10 protein-coding genes and 1 pseudogene are annotated in these 14,332 nt (G+C 71.8%); 6 read left to right on the forward strand and 5 right to left on the reverse strand.

Annotated features, from left to right (window positions below; genetic code table 11):
• Positions 1 to 64: 64 nt before the first annotated feature.
• The 3 genes from CCN39_RS16095 to ggt form a co-directional block, all read right to left on the reverse strand.
• Entirely contained in the window at positions 65 to 1,489 is a 1,425-nt protein-coding gene (locus tag CCN39_RS16095) for an RsmB/NOP family class I SAM-dependent RNA methyltransferase (protein ID WP_086842826.1), read from the reverse strand.
• Positions 1,486 to 2,412, reverse strand: coding sequence for a methionyl-tRNA formyltransferase (fmt, locus tag CCN39_RS16100; protein WP_086842828.1), 927 nt, complete (start codon positions 2,410 to 2,412; stop codon positions 1,486 to 1,488). The genes CCN39_RS16095 and fmt overlap by 4 nt, the downstream gene beginning before the upstream one ends.
• Positions 2,413 to 2,667: 255 nt before the next feature.
• Positions 2,668 to 4,464 carry a gamma-glutamyltransferase gene (gene ggt / locus CCN39_RS16105; protein ID WP_086842830.1) on the reverse strand — a complete coding sequence of 599 codons (1,797 nt, stop codon included), beginning with the start codon at positions 4,462 to 4,464 and terminating at the stop codon, positions 2,668 to 2,670.
• Between the two features lie 126 nt (positions 4,465 to 4,590).
• Here ggt and CCN39_RS16110 point away from each other — a divergent pair, with 126 nt between their 5' ends.
• The 6 genes from CCN39_RS16110 (at position 4,591) to CCN39_RS16135 (ending at position 12,453) form a co-directional block, all read left to right on the forward strand.
• Positions 4,591 to 5,955, forward strand: a complete 1,365-nt coding sequence (locus tag CCN39_RS16110) for a pyroglutamyl-peptidase I (protein WP_086842833.1) — start codon at positions 4,591 to 4,593, stop codon at positions 5,953 to 5,955.
• 78 nt (positions 5,956 to 6,033) lie between these two features.
• Positions 6,034 to 6,660: a Crp/Fnr family transcriptional regulator gene (locus CCN39_RS16115; protein WP_158104511.1), complete on the forward strand. Its 627-nt coding sequence runs from the start codon at positions 6,034 to 6,036 to the stop codon at positions 6,658 to 6,660.
• A gap of 93 nt (positions 6,661 to 6,753) precedes the next feature.
• On the forward strand, positions 6,754 to 7,548 hold the full coding sequence (locus tag CCN39_RS16120; protein WP_086842837.1) for a hypothetical protein: 795 nt from the start codon (positions 6,754 to 6,756) through the stop codon (positions 7,546 to 7,548).
• Complete coding sequence (locus CCN39_RS16125; protein WP_086842839.1) at positions 7,545 to 9,434, forward strand: hypothetical protein; 1,890 nt, start codon at positions 7,545 to 7,547, stop codon at positions 9,432 to 9,434. Before CCN39_RS16120 ends, CCN39_RS16125 begins: the two co-directional genes overlap by 4 nt.
• The gene (locus tag CCN39_RS16130; protein ID WP_086842841.1) at positions 9,431 to 10,669 is read left to right on the forward strand and encodes a hypothetical protein; all 1,239 of its coding nucleotides are present in this window, start codon (positions 9,431 to 9,433) and stop codon (positions 10,667 to 10,669) included. Before CCN39_RS16125 ends, CCN39_RS16130 begins: the two co-directional genes overlap by 4 nt.
• Before the next feature lie 125 nt (positions 10,670 to 10,794).
• Complete coding sequence (locus CCN39_RS16135) at positions 10,795 to 12,453, forward strand: CotH kinase family protein (protein ID WP_086842843.1); 1,659 nt, start codon at positions 10,795 to 10,797, stop codon at positions 12,451 to 12,453.
• Position 12,454: 1 nt separating this feature from the next.
• Here CCN39_RS16135 and CCN39_RS16140 read toward each other — a convergent pair whose 3' ends face one another.
• A complete protein-coding gene (locus CCN39_RS16140; protein ID WP_086842845.1) occupies positions 12,455 to 13,324 on the reverse strand; it encodes a DUF3616 domain-containing protein in 870 nt (289 codons plus the stop codon).
• A 34-nt stretch (positions 13,325 to 13,358) separates the two neighbouring features.
• Positions 13,359 to 14,332, reverse strand: a pseudogene (locus CCN39_RS16145) (primosome assembly protein PriA); the annotation flags it as partial.

The raw sequence follows: 14,332 nt of genomic DNA on the forward strand, positions 1-14,332 counted from the left end.
GCCAGCTCGGCAGCGAACCGGACGTCCAGCCCGCCGCACGAGCTGGCGACCAGCCCCAGGTTCCTCACGGTTTGCGCAGCACGGCGCAGAACATCGCGTCCGTGCCGTGGCGGTGCGGCCACAGCTGGACGTACGGCCCGTCGCCGAGCTCCGGCACGCCGGGGAACAACTCGCGCGCGTCCAGCACCTCGGCCTTCAGCCGCCGCGCCGTCTCCGCGAAGACGCCTTCGGTCTCCGCCAGGTGCGGCGAGCAGACGACGTACGTCAGCGCGCCGCCGGGCCGCAGCAGGTCGTACGCCGCGGTGATCAGCTCGCCCTGCAGCTTCGTCAGGTCCGCGACGTCGGATGGCTGACGTCGCCAGCGCGCCTCCGGCCGCCGCCGCAGCGCGCCGAGGCCGCTGCACGGCGCGTCGACGAGGATCCGGTCGTAACCCGGCTCCAGGCCGCTCTCCCGCCCGTCGGCGACAAGCACCTTCACCGGCAACCCGGTCGTGGCCTTCTCGACGAGCTTCGCGCGGTGCGGCGCCTTCTCGACGGCGTCGACGGTCGCCCCGCTCAACGCCGCCAGCGCGCCGAGCAGCGCCGCCTTGCCGCCGGGGCCCGCGCACAGGTCGAGCCAGCGCTCGTCGGTGCCTTCGAGCGGCACCTTCGTCGCGGCGATCGCGCAGAGCTGGCTGCCCTCGTCCTGGACCGCGGCCAGCCGCTCGCGGATCGGCTCGGCGTCGGCCGGGTCGCCGGCGCCGGCGGGCAGGCGCACGCCGTACGGCGAGTACGGCGCCGGGTCGCCGCCGGTGATCGCGGCGAGCTCGTCCGCGCTGATCTCGCCGGGACGGGCGACGAGGTGCACCTCGGGGCGCGCGTCGTCGGCTTCCAGTGCGGCTTTGAGGCCGGCGCCCTTGTCCCCGAGCGCTTCGGCGAACGAGCGTGCGATCCAGCGCGGGTGCGCGGTGCGCAGCGCGTAGGCCCCGATCGGGTCGGCCGACTCGTCCGGCGCCAGCTCGTCGAGCCACGCCGCTTCGTCCTTTTCGGACACCTTGCGCATGATCGCGTTGGCGAAACCCGTGGCCCACGAACCGGCTTCGGCGCGCACGAGGTCCACAGTGGACGTCACGGCGGCGTGCTCGGGGATGCGCGTGCGCAGCAGCTGGTAGGCGCCGAGGCGCAGCGCGTCGAGCACCGCCGGGTCGGTCTGCTTGAGCGGGCGCTCGGCGCAGGACTCGATGACGGCGTCGAGCAGGCCTTGCGCCCGCGACGCACCGTACGCGAGTTCGGTGGCCAGCGCCGCGTCGCGGCCGGTGATCCGCCGCTCCCGCAGCAGGTCCGGCAGGACGAGGTTGGCGTAGGCGTCCTTGGTCCGGACCGCCGCGAGGACGTCGAACGCGGCCTGCCGGGCCGGATCGATCTCCGGCGGGCGGCGCGGCCCTTCCTTGCGCGGTGCCGGACGGCCCCGCTGCGGCCGTGACGGGCGTCGTTCCCTGTGGTCGTTCACCGGAGGCGCTCTCCCTGGTCGATCCTTGTTCCGCGCGCCCAGTCGGTGGCCGCCATCCGTTTCTTGCCGGGTGCCTGGACTTCGCCGAGCCGCAACGGCTTCGTCGCCGTCCCGACCAGCACCCGTTTGCGTTCGACCACGATCTCGCCCGGCGGCGGGCCGGGTTCGTCGAGCACCGTGACCGGGCCGAGCTTGAAGCGTTCCCCGCGGAACTCCGCCCACGCGCCCGGGTCCGGGCTGACCGACCGGATCTGCCGGTCGACGGCCGACGCCGGGTCGGCGAAGGACACCCGCGCGTCCTCGACGGTCACCTTCGGCGCATAGCTGACGCCCTCGGCGGGCTGCTCGCGCGCGACGAGGCTGCCGTCGGCCAGACCGTCCATGGTGGACAGCAGCAGCTTGGCCCCGGACTCCGCGAGCCGCCCGAGCAGCGCGCCGGCGGTGTCGGTGGCGCCGATCGACTCGGTGACGACGCCGTAGACGGGGCCGGCGTCGAGTTCCTTGACGATCCGGAAGGTCGAGGCGCCGGTGATCTCGTCCCCGGCGCGGATCGCGGCCTGCACGGGCGCGGCACCCCGCCACGCGGGCAGCAGCGAGAAGTGCAGGTTCACCCAGCCCAGCCGCGGAATGTCGAGGGCGGCCTGCGGCAGCAGCGCCCCGTAGGCGACGACGGGGCAGGCATCCGGCGCGAGCTCGGCCAGCCGCGCGAGGAAGGCCGGATCACCGGCGCGCGCGGGGGTAAGGACCTCGATGCCATGTTCATCGGCGAGCGCGCCGACGGGCGACCGGACGACCCGCCGGCCGCGCCCGGCCTGCGCATCGGGCCGCGTGACGACGGCGACGACCTCGTGCCGCCCGGAATCGAGCAGGGCACGCAGGGAGGGGACCGCCGGGTCGGGAGTGCCGGCGAAGACGAGCTTCATCGGCCCACCCCCGGCGGAAGCAGGGTTTCAGGTGGCTGGAACATCGAGGCCGAGTCTAGAAGGCTCCTCCCGGCCGGGCGCGCCAGTGCCCCGATGTGCCGATCCGCAGCTCAGGCCGGGGTTGTCCACACCGGGGTCGCGATGTGGACAACCAGGCCGCCGCCGCGGGCTTCCCCCGCCTTTTCGTCCGCCCCGCTCGATACGCTGGACCCGGGGGGCGCCCCCGGGAGGTGGGCGCCGAGCCGAACCCGCGCTCTACCAGTTCGCCGGCCACACCACCTGCGCCGCGCCCTGGCCGCGCCGGACCGGTTCCGCCGCCGCCAGCCAGCGGCCGTCCCGCAGCCGCTCCACTCCGGTGGCCGCGCCGATCTCCGCCGGCGCCGTCGAGAAGCCCTGGCCGCGGGCCTTCAGCTCCGCCGTCTCCGGCTGGTCGAGGAAGGCCTGCTCCACCTGGGCCGCCGCCGAGTTGCGCTGCGATGCCCGCGGGGCCGCGATCGCCTCTTCGAGGGACAAACCCCGATCGAGGCGGCCGAGGATCACCTGGAGCACCGTCGTGATGATCGACGCTCCGCCCGGCGAGCCCGTCGCGAAGAACGGGCGTCCGTGGTCGAGCACGATCGTCGGGGCCATCGACGAGCGGGGCCGCTTGCCCGGGCCCGGGAGGTTCGGGTCCGGGACGCCCGGCGTCACCGGCGTGAACGAGAAGTCCGTCAGCTCGTTGTTCAGCAGGAACCCGCGGCCCGGCACGACGATGCCGCTGCCACCCTCCTGCTCGATCGTCAGCGTGTAGGCGACGACGTTGCCCCACTTGTCCGCGACCGTCAGGTGCGTCGTGTTCTCGCCCTCGTACGGCGTGGGCGCCGCCGCAGTGCCCGCAGCGCACGCCGCCGGGTGGCGGGGGTCGGCCGGGGCGACCGGGCTGGTCGCCGCCTTGTCCTTCGAGATCAGGCACGCGCGGGAGTCGGCGAACCGCTGGCTCAGCAGCTCGCGCGCCGGGACGTCGACGAACGCCGGGTCGCCGATCCAGCGGTTGCGGTCGGCGAAGGCGAACCGGGTCGACTCCAGGAAGTACTGCAGGTAGTCGGCCTGGCTCGCGTGCTCGAGGTCGAAGTTCTCGAGGATGTTGAGCGCCTCGCCGACGGTCAGCCCGCCCGACGACGGCGCCGGCATGCCGTAGACGTCGAGGCCCTCATAACGCGCATGGGTCGGGTCGCGCTCGATCACGTCGTACGCGGCGAGGTCGCCGGTCGTCAGCTTCCCGGGCCGGACGTTCAGCGTCGACGCCGGGTCGACCGGCGGTTTCTGCACCGTCTTGGCGATGTCCGCGCCGATGGGGCCGCGGTACAGCGCGTTGACGCCGGACCGCTCGAGCTGCGCGTACGTGGCGGCCAGGTCGGGGTTCCTGAAGACCGTCCCGGGCGCCGGGGGCGCGCCGCCCGGCAGGTACAGCGACCGCGTCGACGGGAACGCCGAGAACCGCGCCGCGTTGTTCGCGATCTGCGTCTGGAACGTCTGGTCGACGACGAAGCCGTCGCGGGCGAGCTTCTCCGCGGGCTTCAGCGTCTTCGCCAGCGAGCGCGTCCCCCACTTGCGCAGCGCCTCGGCCCAGGTCGCGGGCGTGCCGGGCACGCCGACGCTCAGGCCGCTGGTGACGGCGTCGGCGAAGGCGAGGGGCTTGCCGTTTTCGACGAACAGGTTCTCGTCGGCGGTCTTCGGGGCGGTCTCGCGGCCGTCGAGGGTGTGCACGCGGTGGGTCTTGGCGTCGTAGTAGACGAAGAACCCGCCGCCGCCGACCCCGGCGGAGAACGGGTCGGTGACGCCGAGCGCGGCGGCGACCGCGACGGCCGCGTCGACGGCGTTCCCGCCGTCGCGCAGGACCTGCGTGCCGATCGCGGTGGCGTCGGCGTCGATGCTGGCCACGGCGCCCCCGAAGCCGACGGCGACCGGCGACTTCGGCGTGGGTGTGGCGGCAACGGCGGGCGCCGCGACGCCGGCGGTGAGCACGGCGGCGACGGCCAGGACGAGCGTGGTGCGACTCCGATGCGCGGGCATGCGGGCGAGTCTGCCCCTTGGCCAAGGCAGCTTCAAGCCGTCATCCGACTTATGCACGGTTCTCGGATCGCTTTCCGGCCGGAAGACTGGGTGGCGGAGATCGCTCAGCGACGTGGAGGGAAACCCGTGCGCCTGTCCGCCCTGCTCCCCTTGCTCTCCGCCCTGCCGATGTTCGTGGTCCCCGGCGTCGCCGCGGCCACGCCGGCGCCGAACTGCTTCGACGCGGCCGTCCCGCTGACCGTGGAGGAGCAGCGGCTGACCGCGACGATGCCGGCCGGTGGCCCCGCCGTCGGGCCCGAGCTGGTCCGGCTGGCCGGGCTCGACCCCTTCGTCGCCGAGGTCGAGCACGACCTCTGCGCCGCGCGCACGCCGCGCCGGGCCGAACGGGTCGTCACGCAGGCCGGTGACCGGCTGTGGCGGACGGCGGTCGACCGCGCCCAGGGCCGCGCGCCCGGCCTCGGCACGCTCGACCGCTTCGACGACCGGCCGCTGTACTGGGCGCGGCTGCAGCTCAGCAGCGCGGTCCGGCAGTGGCGGGCGCCCTTCCCGCTGCCGGCTTCGCAGCGGGCGGCGCTGCTCACGGCGTTCGACCGCGGGTCGCGCGGCCTCGACGACGCGCGGTTCCCGCGCGGGAAGACGCGACGGGTCATGGTGAGCGGCTTCGACCCGTTCCAGCTCGACGGCGCCGGCGTGCGGATCTCGAACCCGGCCGGGGCGTCGGCGCTGCAGCTGGACGGGCAGGTCCTCGACACGCCGTCGGGTCCGGCCGTGGTGCAGGCGGTGACCTTCCCGGTCGTGTGGGGCTACTTCGACACGGGCATCGTCGAAGCGGCCTACGGCACGGCGTTGCGCGATCGCGCGCGACGGCCGGACGTGATCATGACCATCAGCCAGGGGCGCCCGGGCCGGTTCGACATCGAACGCTGGGCCGGCGCCTGGCGCGGCGGCTTCCCCGACAACAACAACGTGCCGGTCACCGGTGGGGTGCCGCCGGCCGCGGGCTGGCCGCAGCCGGACGTCCAGTTCATCGAGACGACGCTGCCGTACGACCGGATGCTGGCCGCACCGGCCGGCGCCTACCCGGTGAACTTCAACCAGGCCTTCTGCGTGTGGCCGGACCCGGTGCAGCCCGGCACCGGAACCCCGGTGTGCCGCTCGGACGCCCCGGCCGCGGGCGAGATCGCCGCCTCCGGCGGGGGCGGCAACTACCTGTCCAACGAATCGATGTTCCGCAGCAACCGCGTCCGCCTCGGCCTGGGACTGACGTCGGTGGCGGGCGGCCACCTGCACACGCCGGTGCTGGGCCAGCCGTCGGCCCCGGAAGCACTGACGGACGCGGACTTCGAGGCCCGCCGCCAGGCGATCGCGGCCCAGGTGCGCACGTTGACGACGGCGGCCGCGAGCGGTTCCGGCCCCGCTGCGCCGCCGACGGTCACGGAATCACCGCGTGCGGCGGTGGAATCGTTGCCGGGCACGGTCCTCCCAGGCTGAACAGCGAACGATTGGTCGTTGTGCGCACGAGTCGTGAACGGTATATCACCAAGTGTGACACGTGGGTTTCGCGCACTCTTGGGTGAAGATCGGTGGAATTGCCTGCTGCAGTACGGCGCGAAGAAGGAGCATCCGCCGGGGAGCTGTTTGTTCCGGCAAGGCGAGCCCGGCTCGGCGGTGCTCGCGCTGGTGTCCGGACGCGTCAAGATCCTGGGTACCGAGCCCGACGGCGGCCAGCTCCTGATCACCTTGCGCGGCGCCGGAGATCTGATCGGGGAGGTAGCGGCGCGGCGCCTCTCGAAGCGGACCGCGACCGTCGAAACCATCGATCACTGCACGGTTCGCGCACTTTCCGCCGACCGGTTCAACGCATTTCTGAATGAGTACGACGGACACTCCGTCCTCACGGACTACCTGGTCACGAAACTCTCCCAAACGGTGCCTTACCAGGTCGAACTCGTGCACTTCAGCCCGGAACGCAAGATCGCGCGGCTGCTCCTGGAAGTCGTGGCGCTCGCCGACCGGTCCTCGGCACACCCGAACCGGGTGCCGTTCTCCCAGCAGGAGGTGGCCGACGCCCTCGGCATGGCCCGCAGCACCGTCGCGCTGCACCTGCAACGACTGCGCGAGATCGGCGCACTCCGCGCCGGACCACGACTCGTGATTTCCGATCTCCGCACCCTGAAGACTTCCGCCGGGGTGTGATGCGCACCACTTCCGGACTGTCCGACGCCGGACAGTGCACGGTCGTGAAACTCGCCATCCTCGTCTCCGCAGCCCGACGACGAGGAGAAGCCAGTGACGCGAACAGCCACCGAACTGCCGCCCTACCGTGCGTTGCTCGCCGTGGACATCCGGGATTTCAGTGGCACTCTCGGGAAAGACCACGCCCGGATCACCGAGGCGGTACCGACGATCCTGCGTTCCGCGTTCCAGCGGTGCGGGCTCGCCGAGACGTGGCGGGAACAGCGGTTCGGCATCGGCACCGGCGACGGCTACGCCCTCGGACTGCCCTCGGCCGTGCTGCCGTTCCTGCTGAACCCGTTCCTCCCGGCCCTGCAGGAGGAACTCGTCTACCGCAGCGAGGTGAACGCCGACCCGGTCCCGCTGCGGATGCGCGTCAGCGTTCACGTCGGCCCGGTGACCGATTCGGGCGGAGAACTGCTCAGCGAAGGGAGCGGGACCGCCCGCGTCGAGACACACCGGCTGCTCGACGCCGCACCGGTGCGTGAACTGCTGAACCGCGCCGGCCCCATGACCCGGGTGGCGGCCATCGTGTCCGCCCGCGCGTACCAGGATGCCGTGCTGTCGGGATATGCGGCAGACGCACCCGAGCACTACGTTCCGGCGCCTGTCGAGGTCAAGAAACTGGTCGGCACCGGCTATCTCCGGGTGCCTTCGCCCAGCGGAGAACTGCTGAGCGACGGTTTCCTGCCGCGCATCACCGATCCCGCGGTCGTCGGGACCGAAGACGACAGCCACCGCGCCCGTGACGCGGCCCAGCCGTCGAACTCCTACACCTTCCACGGTTCCGGCTTCGTCCACGGCGGCACCGGCAACCAGTACAACGGCCCCGGCGACACCAGGCCGTGATCACCGTGCCGAACAGCTATGTGTTCGACGGTCCGGGCTTCGTCCACGGCGGCACCGGCGATCAATACAACATCAGCTACTTCGTCACCGAGATGCGGCGGCGGCGAACAGCCCGTTTCGTGGCGAGCGAACACACCACCTGGCTCGCCCGGCGGTTCGTCCGGCCGGCTCAGCTGCCCGAGGACGCGCTGGACAAGTCGCACACGTTGGTGGTCACCGGCCCCGACGGCGCAGGGCGCCGCAGCGCAGCGCTGATGTGCCTCACCGAAACGGCGACCCTGGACACCGGCCGCCTCCGTGAGCTCGCCGATCGCAGCGAAGACGACGAACCCGTCTTGGACCCGGACGAAATCAGACCGGGTGAACGGCTCCTCCTCGACCTCACCCACACCGACGAACACCACGTCCGCGAACTCCACCGCGAACTCGAGGAGTTCCGTGCGGCCGTCGAACACGGGAACGCCCGGCTCGTAGTGGTGATCCGGCGCGAGCAACGCACCCTGCTGCCCGGGTCACTCGCCGCCACCGTCACGCCGATCGACCGGCCTTCGGGTCCCGCAGTGTTCCGGAAGTACCTGGCTGCCGAAGGCATCCGGCTTCCCGAACCGTTTCAGGCACCGGCGGCCCTCACCCCGCTCCTGGACGCGGCGCCGATGCGCGAGATCGCCGAACTGGCGTCGCTGACGGCGCTGGCGGCACGGAAAGCCGGTCGCGGTTCGGTCGTCGAGTGGGCGAAGGAGGCGTTGGCGGCTCATTCCGAGCGCGGCGAACAAGCCGCCGCCCTGTTCCGCGCACACCAGGACCCCGGGCTGCGGGCGCTGTTGGTGGTCTCGGCCTTCCTCCCCGGCGCCGCACTGGACGAGATGGTCGCGGCCGAAGTCGCGTTCGGCCGGATCGTGAATCTTCCCAGGGAGGAGAAACACGTCCTGGACGGCAGCTACCTCGCCGAGCGGATGACCAAGGTCAGGCTCCACACGGACGGCCGCAAGGCGGTCGAATTCCAGGACCTGGCCTTGGACAAAGCGGTACGAGCGCACTTCTGGACGTACTTTCCCGACCTACGCGCCAAGATGTCCGATTGGGTGGCGGCGGTGACCGCTCTTCCCGGCTTCGACGCGTCATCCGCCTCGACGCTCGCGGACCACTACGCCGAACAGGTCCTGACGACGGGCCCGATCGGTCCCCTGCAGGATCTGGCGCGCCGCTGGTCCGCGCACCGGGACCAGAAGGTCCTGGCGCTCCAGGTACTGGACGCCGGTCTGCAGGACGCCACGTACTCCGCCGATTTCCGGAGGTTCGTGAACCACCGAGCGCGCAATCCGAACACCGAAGCCGGTTTCGCCGAAGTGCTGATCGAAGCGTGTGCCGAGACGATCGCTCCGGACCGGCCGACGCAGGCCATGGTGCGCCTGCACAACTTCACCGGGCACAACGACGCATCCGTACGTGCTCTGGCGCACAGCCGGCTACTCGCCCTGGTCCGCGCCCGGGGTTTCGAGCGATGGCTGTTCCACCGCCTGGACACCGTCGGCCCGCGGCCTACCGACCAGGCACTCCTGCTGAAACTGGACATCCCCGAGTCGATGGCGGCCGAACGCAGCACGAGAGCCACCCTCGGATCCCTCTGGCAGCGGTTCCTGTCGGAAGGCGTCAGCACGGAGCTCGGGGAGTTCGTGCAGCGCTGGCTCGACCGGCACCCCGCCCTGCTCGTGGACGCGTGTGAAGGGCAAGTGCACTTGCTCGGCACGCTCTATGCGCTCGCCCGTGACCAGGTGGACCGCACTGCCGACGCTGAAGCACGGCAAGCCCGGCGGGAAAGCGCGTTGAAACTCCAACACCTCATCGACGCCGCGATGGCGCCCATCCGTTCCGAGGAGCAGCCATGAGCAAGAACACCACCGAAACGATCGCGGGCAGCGTCATCGCCTTGCTCGTGCCGCTGTGCCTCGGCCTCGCCGCGGGCTGGCCCGTCTGGGTCACGGCCGTCGTGGCGGCGACCGTGCTCGTCCTGACGTTGCTGGGATTGCGCAGCCGCCATTTCCACAACGAACAAGCGCAGCTCCGTGCGGATGCCGCATACCGGCAGCAGATGGCCGCGCAGCAAGTGCCGCCGCCCCCTCCGCCGGCTCCCGGACCTCCACCGAGCCGAGCCGTGGCCCCGATGTCACTGCCCAGCTCCATGGACGGCATCCCGTTCACCTTCGGGTGCACCGTCCATTGGGATCCGGCGGACCTGCGGCTCGACCAAGGTCACGCCGACCCGGCCGCGATCGCCACCGCGGCCATCGTGGAACGCGCCCGGGAGATCAGCCGATCCCACCACCCGGACGACGACGCAGTCGTCCACGTGCTGGCCGCGTCCCTCGGGCGTCCGGCCGCCACGCCCGACCGGCTGTTGCAGGCTTGGGCGACCGATGTGAAGACCGAGCTCGGCCGGCACCACCGCGACCACCTCGACGCCCTGGCCACCCTGCGCAAGCAACAACAACTCCAGGAGCAGCGCATCGCGAACCAGCGCATGGTGCGCGCCTACCTGGGTGACGAAGTCCTGACCGATGTCGGCAGCACGGTCGTGTGGTGGCTCGCGCGGAACGAAGAGGGAGTACGCGAGACAGTGGACCTCATCGGAACGCTGGCGCGGCTCTCCGCGGCCGCGAACAACGCGGAAGTGGACGAGTTGTTCCGGCACCTCGTGCCGGAGAGCGTCGTTCCGCGGCCGACGGACCCGTCGCCGTCGTTTTTCACCCCGCCGGAGCCGACGCTCGTCGTCGACGGCGCGGACGAAGCCGATCCGACGACCGGCCGGCGGGCCGGCAGTGTCGACCTGCTGCCCGATCCGGACGACTCCCGGAACGGTCTCTTCGGCCACCAGCTGGCAGACCTCGCCGAGCGGCACGGGCACTCCGACCTGGCCCGGGACGTACGCGAGCGGTACCGGACGATCGACGCCACCGGATCTCCGGAAGCTCCGCCCGACCCGCCCGCCGGGCAGGGTGCCTTCTTCGGACAGGAACCGATCACGCCCGAGTCCACGCCGGGAAACGGCGCGGCCTTCCCGTATCCGGAGGACGCCGGCCGGGAATCGGCGGAGGACCGGCATGACTGGGGCGCCGGCGGCTAGCCGAGGTCACTCCGGCGCTTCCTCACCGCCCGCGCAGGCAATGGGTGAAATGCCGACCCGAATCGGATCGGTCACGGAATTGATTTCGCATTTCTGGGCCGCTAATCCGGTCGTACACTGGCCGGATGGGCAGCCAGGAGCAGCGTGCACTCGATTCCCTCTACGCGATCGACAATGTGGTGTCGATCGATATCACGATGCCGCCCGGGGACTGGGATGCCGTGCGCACCGAACAGCCCGCCGGTGGGGTGTGCAACTTCGACTGGACCGGCGGCAGCCGTTACACCTGGCGGAAGGCGACCTCGGTCGAGGTGTCCGGGACGAAGTTCCCCGCGCGGACGGCGTTCGCCGACGTCGGGATCAAGAAGAAGTCCTTCTGCGGCTCGCTCAGCGACAGCAAACCCTGCCTGCACATCGACTTCGGGAAGTTCTCCGACGCGAACAAGGATCCGGTCCGGAAGCTGATCGGTTCGCGGTACCTGACGCTCAACAACTCCGTCCAGGATCTGTCCTACCTCCGGCAGCTGCTCGGCTACAAACTGTTCGAGCTCGCCGGTCTCCCCCATTCGCGCGGCAATTACGCCCAGGTGCGCGTGAACGGCGTGCCGGTCGGGCAGGGGCTGGCCGGGGTCAACAGCCCCGGGGTGTTCGTGAACGTCGAGCCGATCATGCCGCGCTACATCGAGCGCAACTTCGGCAACCTGAACGGCAACCTCTACGAACTCGAGCACAAGGACGACTTCGTCGCCGCGCGGCTGCCGTTCATCGGGGTCGAATCGCTGTCCGCATTCGACGACAAGGCCGATCTGCGGTTCGCCATCGACCACATCGCCGCGCACGGGCTCGCCGGGGCCGCCGAAGTCTTCGATCTCGACCAGTTCATCAAGATCTACGCGATGGAGTTCTTCCTGAAGCACTGGGACGGCTATTCCCGCAACACCAACAACACCTACGTCTACAACGACGTGGCCGCCGTCGCCCAGCCGGGCGTCGACGACATCGACTTCAAGCTGATCCCGTGGGGCCTCGACCAGACCCTCCAGCCCGCCCGGCACTTCCGGCTCGACACCGCCGGGCTGCTCGGCAAGCTCGTGCGCGACGACGCGGGGCGGCGGGCGCAGGTGCTCGGCCAGGTCCGCCAGTACCGCGACACCGTCTTCGGCTTCCGGACCCACCGAGAGGTGGTGCAGCCGCTGCTCGACGGGATGGCGACGCTGCTGGCCGGGCTCGGCGTGCCGGACGTGCCCACGCAGCTGACCGCCGTGCGCAAGCAGCTGCGGCTGGCCACCTCCGCCGGCTACCTCTGCGGCGGCCTGCCCGACGCCGCCGGCGCGTACGTCCGCGACGACGTCACCAACGAATGCCTGCACGCCAGCGGCAGCGAAGCCATCCCGGCGACGGCGGCGGAGCCCGGCGGCGGCGAGGTCGTCCACCGGTGGCGGCCGGCGAACGTCGACGACACGGACCTGTGGTGCTTCGCCCCGCTCGGCGGCGGGCAGTCGGTGACGAGCAAGGCGTCCGGCCGGTTCCTCCACGCGACCACGACGACGTCGAGCCAGGGCCACCAGCTGCTCTGCACGCGCGCGGCGGACAACGCAGCCCACGCCGAGGAGTTCGCGGTGACGCCCGTCGACCCGGTCGGCGACCCCTTCACCTCCAGCGGCTATTTCACGGTGACGAGCGTCCGGACCGGGCTGGGCGCGGCGTTCGGCACGGATCCCACGGCAGCCGGGAAACCGCGGGTCCACCAGGACCCCACCCCGTCGAAACTGTACTTTTCCTGACTCAGAGAACCGCGTAACCCCCGGCGTCGTCGACGATCAGGATCCGCTGCCTGCCGCCGATCGTGAACGTCGTGACGCCTTCGGGCTTCGCGGTCCGGTGGAAGGTGACGTCGAGCAGCGCGGCGTGCTCGTCGGCGCGGTTCCAGGTGGCGAGCCGGAACGGCGTGTCGCCGTGGCTGGTCGAACGCCCGAGCAGGAGCAGGAAATCACCGGTTCCCGCGGCCCCGGAAATGTCGCGGACCCCGCGTGTCACCTTCGGCTCGGGCAGCCGCAGGTCGATCGGTTCCGGCTGCCCGAGCGACGCGGTCGTCCACCGCGCCCCGCCGACGTCGGCGGGCACCCGGACCAGCGTGACGTGACCGGGGCGCGCCGGCCCCCGCAGGCCGAACAGCACCGCGTTTCCGTCCCAGGCCAGGCCTTCCACGTTGAGGCCGCCCGCATCCGGTTCCCGCCGCCCGGCCTCGGCGAGCGCGGGGACGCGGCCGAGCAGCCAGTCCCGGAACCCGGCCATCGGTTCGGCGGGCAGTTCGCCGTCGGGGGCGTACCGGACGCGCACGAGGCCGTCGCAGATCCGGTTTCCGTCCGCGACGGAAAGCGAAGAAGTGACGACGAGAAAGATTTCCCCGTTCACGTCGACCCGGGTGAGGCCTTCGGGATCACGCAGCATTCCCTTGCCCACCCCGGCCAGCGGGCGCCGGTGAATCCGCTGGACCACCGCGACGTCGGGATCGAACGTCATTTCGAACAAAGCGGTGGGGTCTTTGTTGTCGACGAAGACGAACCGCCGGGAACCCACCCGCACCACCCCGGAGGCGTTGAACGGCTCGGTGCCGTTCCGCTCCGGGAAAGGGGTCGGCCGGACTTTCGTCATGAACCCAAAATACCGCGCGGCGGGGATCCGGGAATCAGATCAGGTCCAGCGGGTCGAGCTGGACGCGGATCGGTTCCGTGGCCTTCTTCATGTCCCGCCGGGCCGCCGCTGCCTGGATGGCCGAGGCCAGCGGCTTCCCCTCCGCTCGGGAGACCCGCACCAACGCCCGCTCGCGCTCGGCGTTGCCCTCTTCGTCCACCTCGCCCAGCGGGACCGGCCCCAGGACCTCCCCCGACGACGGCAACGGCAGGTCCGCGAGGAACCCGGCCACCGCGTCCGGGCTGCCCTCGACGCTCGCCATCCGCATCGCCGGGGGGAAGCCCAGCTCACGCCGCTCCGCCAGCTCCTGGCCCGCGTGCCAGGCCGGGTCCCAGCGGACCAGGGCCTGGACCACCGCCAGGCCCGCCTCGGCCCCCACGATGACCCGGCCGCCCGAAGCCGACGGGCGGACCAGTGCGGCCGCCGCCATCCAGCGGCGCAGGGTCTCTTCGCCCGCTCGCAGGTCCTGACGGCCCAGCAGCGCCCAGCCGTCCAGCAGCAGGGCCGCGCCGTAACCACCCTCGGCCACCGGCTCCGCTCCCGGCGTGCACACCACCAGGGCCGGTTTGCCCGGTACCGACTCCAGGACCTCCGCCGCGCCCGAGGTGCGGACCGGGACGCCCGGGAACGCGCGGCCCAGCTCCTCCGCCGTCCTCTTCGCGCCGACGATCACCGCGCGCAGCCGGACCGAGCCGCACGCCGTGCAGCGGAACGCCGTCTCCGGGACGCCGCACCAGCGGCACGCCGGCGGTTTCGGCTGCCCGTCGAGCGAGCCGCCCGGCAGGGCCAGCGGCCCCGCGCAGCGGCGGCAGTGCGCGGGCGTCCGGCAGTTCCCGCAGGCCAGGCCGGGGACGTACCCGCGCCGCGGGACCTGGACCAGTGTCGGCAGGTCCGCCGCGAACGCCTGGCGGGCCGCCTCGAACGCCACCGCCGGCAGGCGCGCGACCCGGGCGGCCTCGTCGCGGGCGA

The organism is Amycolatopsis kentuckyensis, from assembly GCF_002155975.1.
GTDB lineage: Bacteria > Actinomycetota > Actinomycetes > Mycobacteriales > Pseudonocardiaceae > Amycolatopsis > Amycolatopsis kentuckyensis.

Bases quoted from the DNA above. Each gene is read 5' to 3' on its own strand.
- CCN39_RS16135 (WP_086842843.1), top strand. From the start codon at position 10,795: ATGGGCAGCCAGGAGCAGCGTGCACTCGATTCCCTCTACGCGATCGAC.
- CCN39_RS16140 (WP_086842845.1), bottom strand. From the start codon at position 13,324: ATGACGAAAGTCCGGCCGACCCCTTTCCCGGAGCGGAACGGCACCGAG.
- ggt (WP_086842830.1), bottom strand. From the start codon at position 4,464: ATGCCCGCGCATCGGAGTCGCACCACGCTCGTCCTGGCCGTCGCCGCC.
- CCN39_RS16130 (WP_086842841.1), top strand. From the start codon at position 9,431: ATGAGCAAGAACACCACCGAAACGATCGCGGGCAGCGTCATCGCCTTG.
- fmt (WP_086842828.1), bottom strand. From the start codon at position 2,412: ATGAAGCTCGTCTTCGCCGGCACTCCCGACCCGGCGGTCCCCTCCCTG.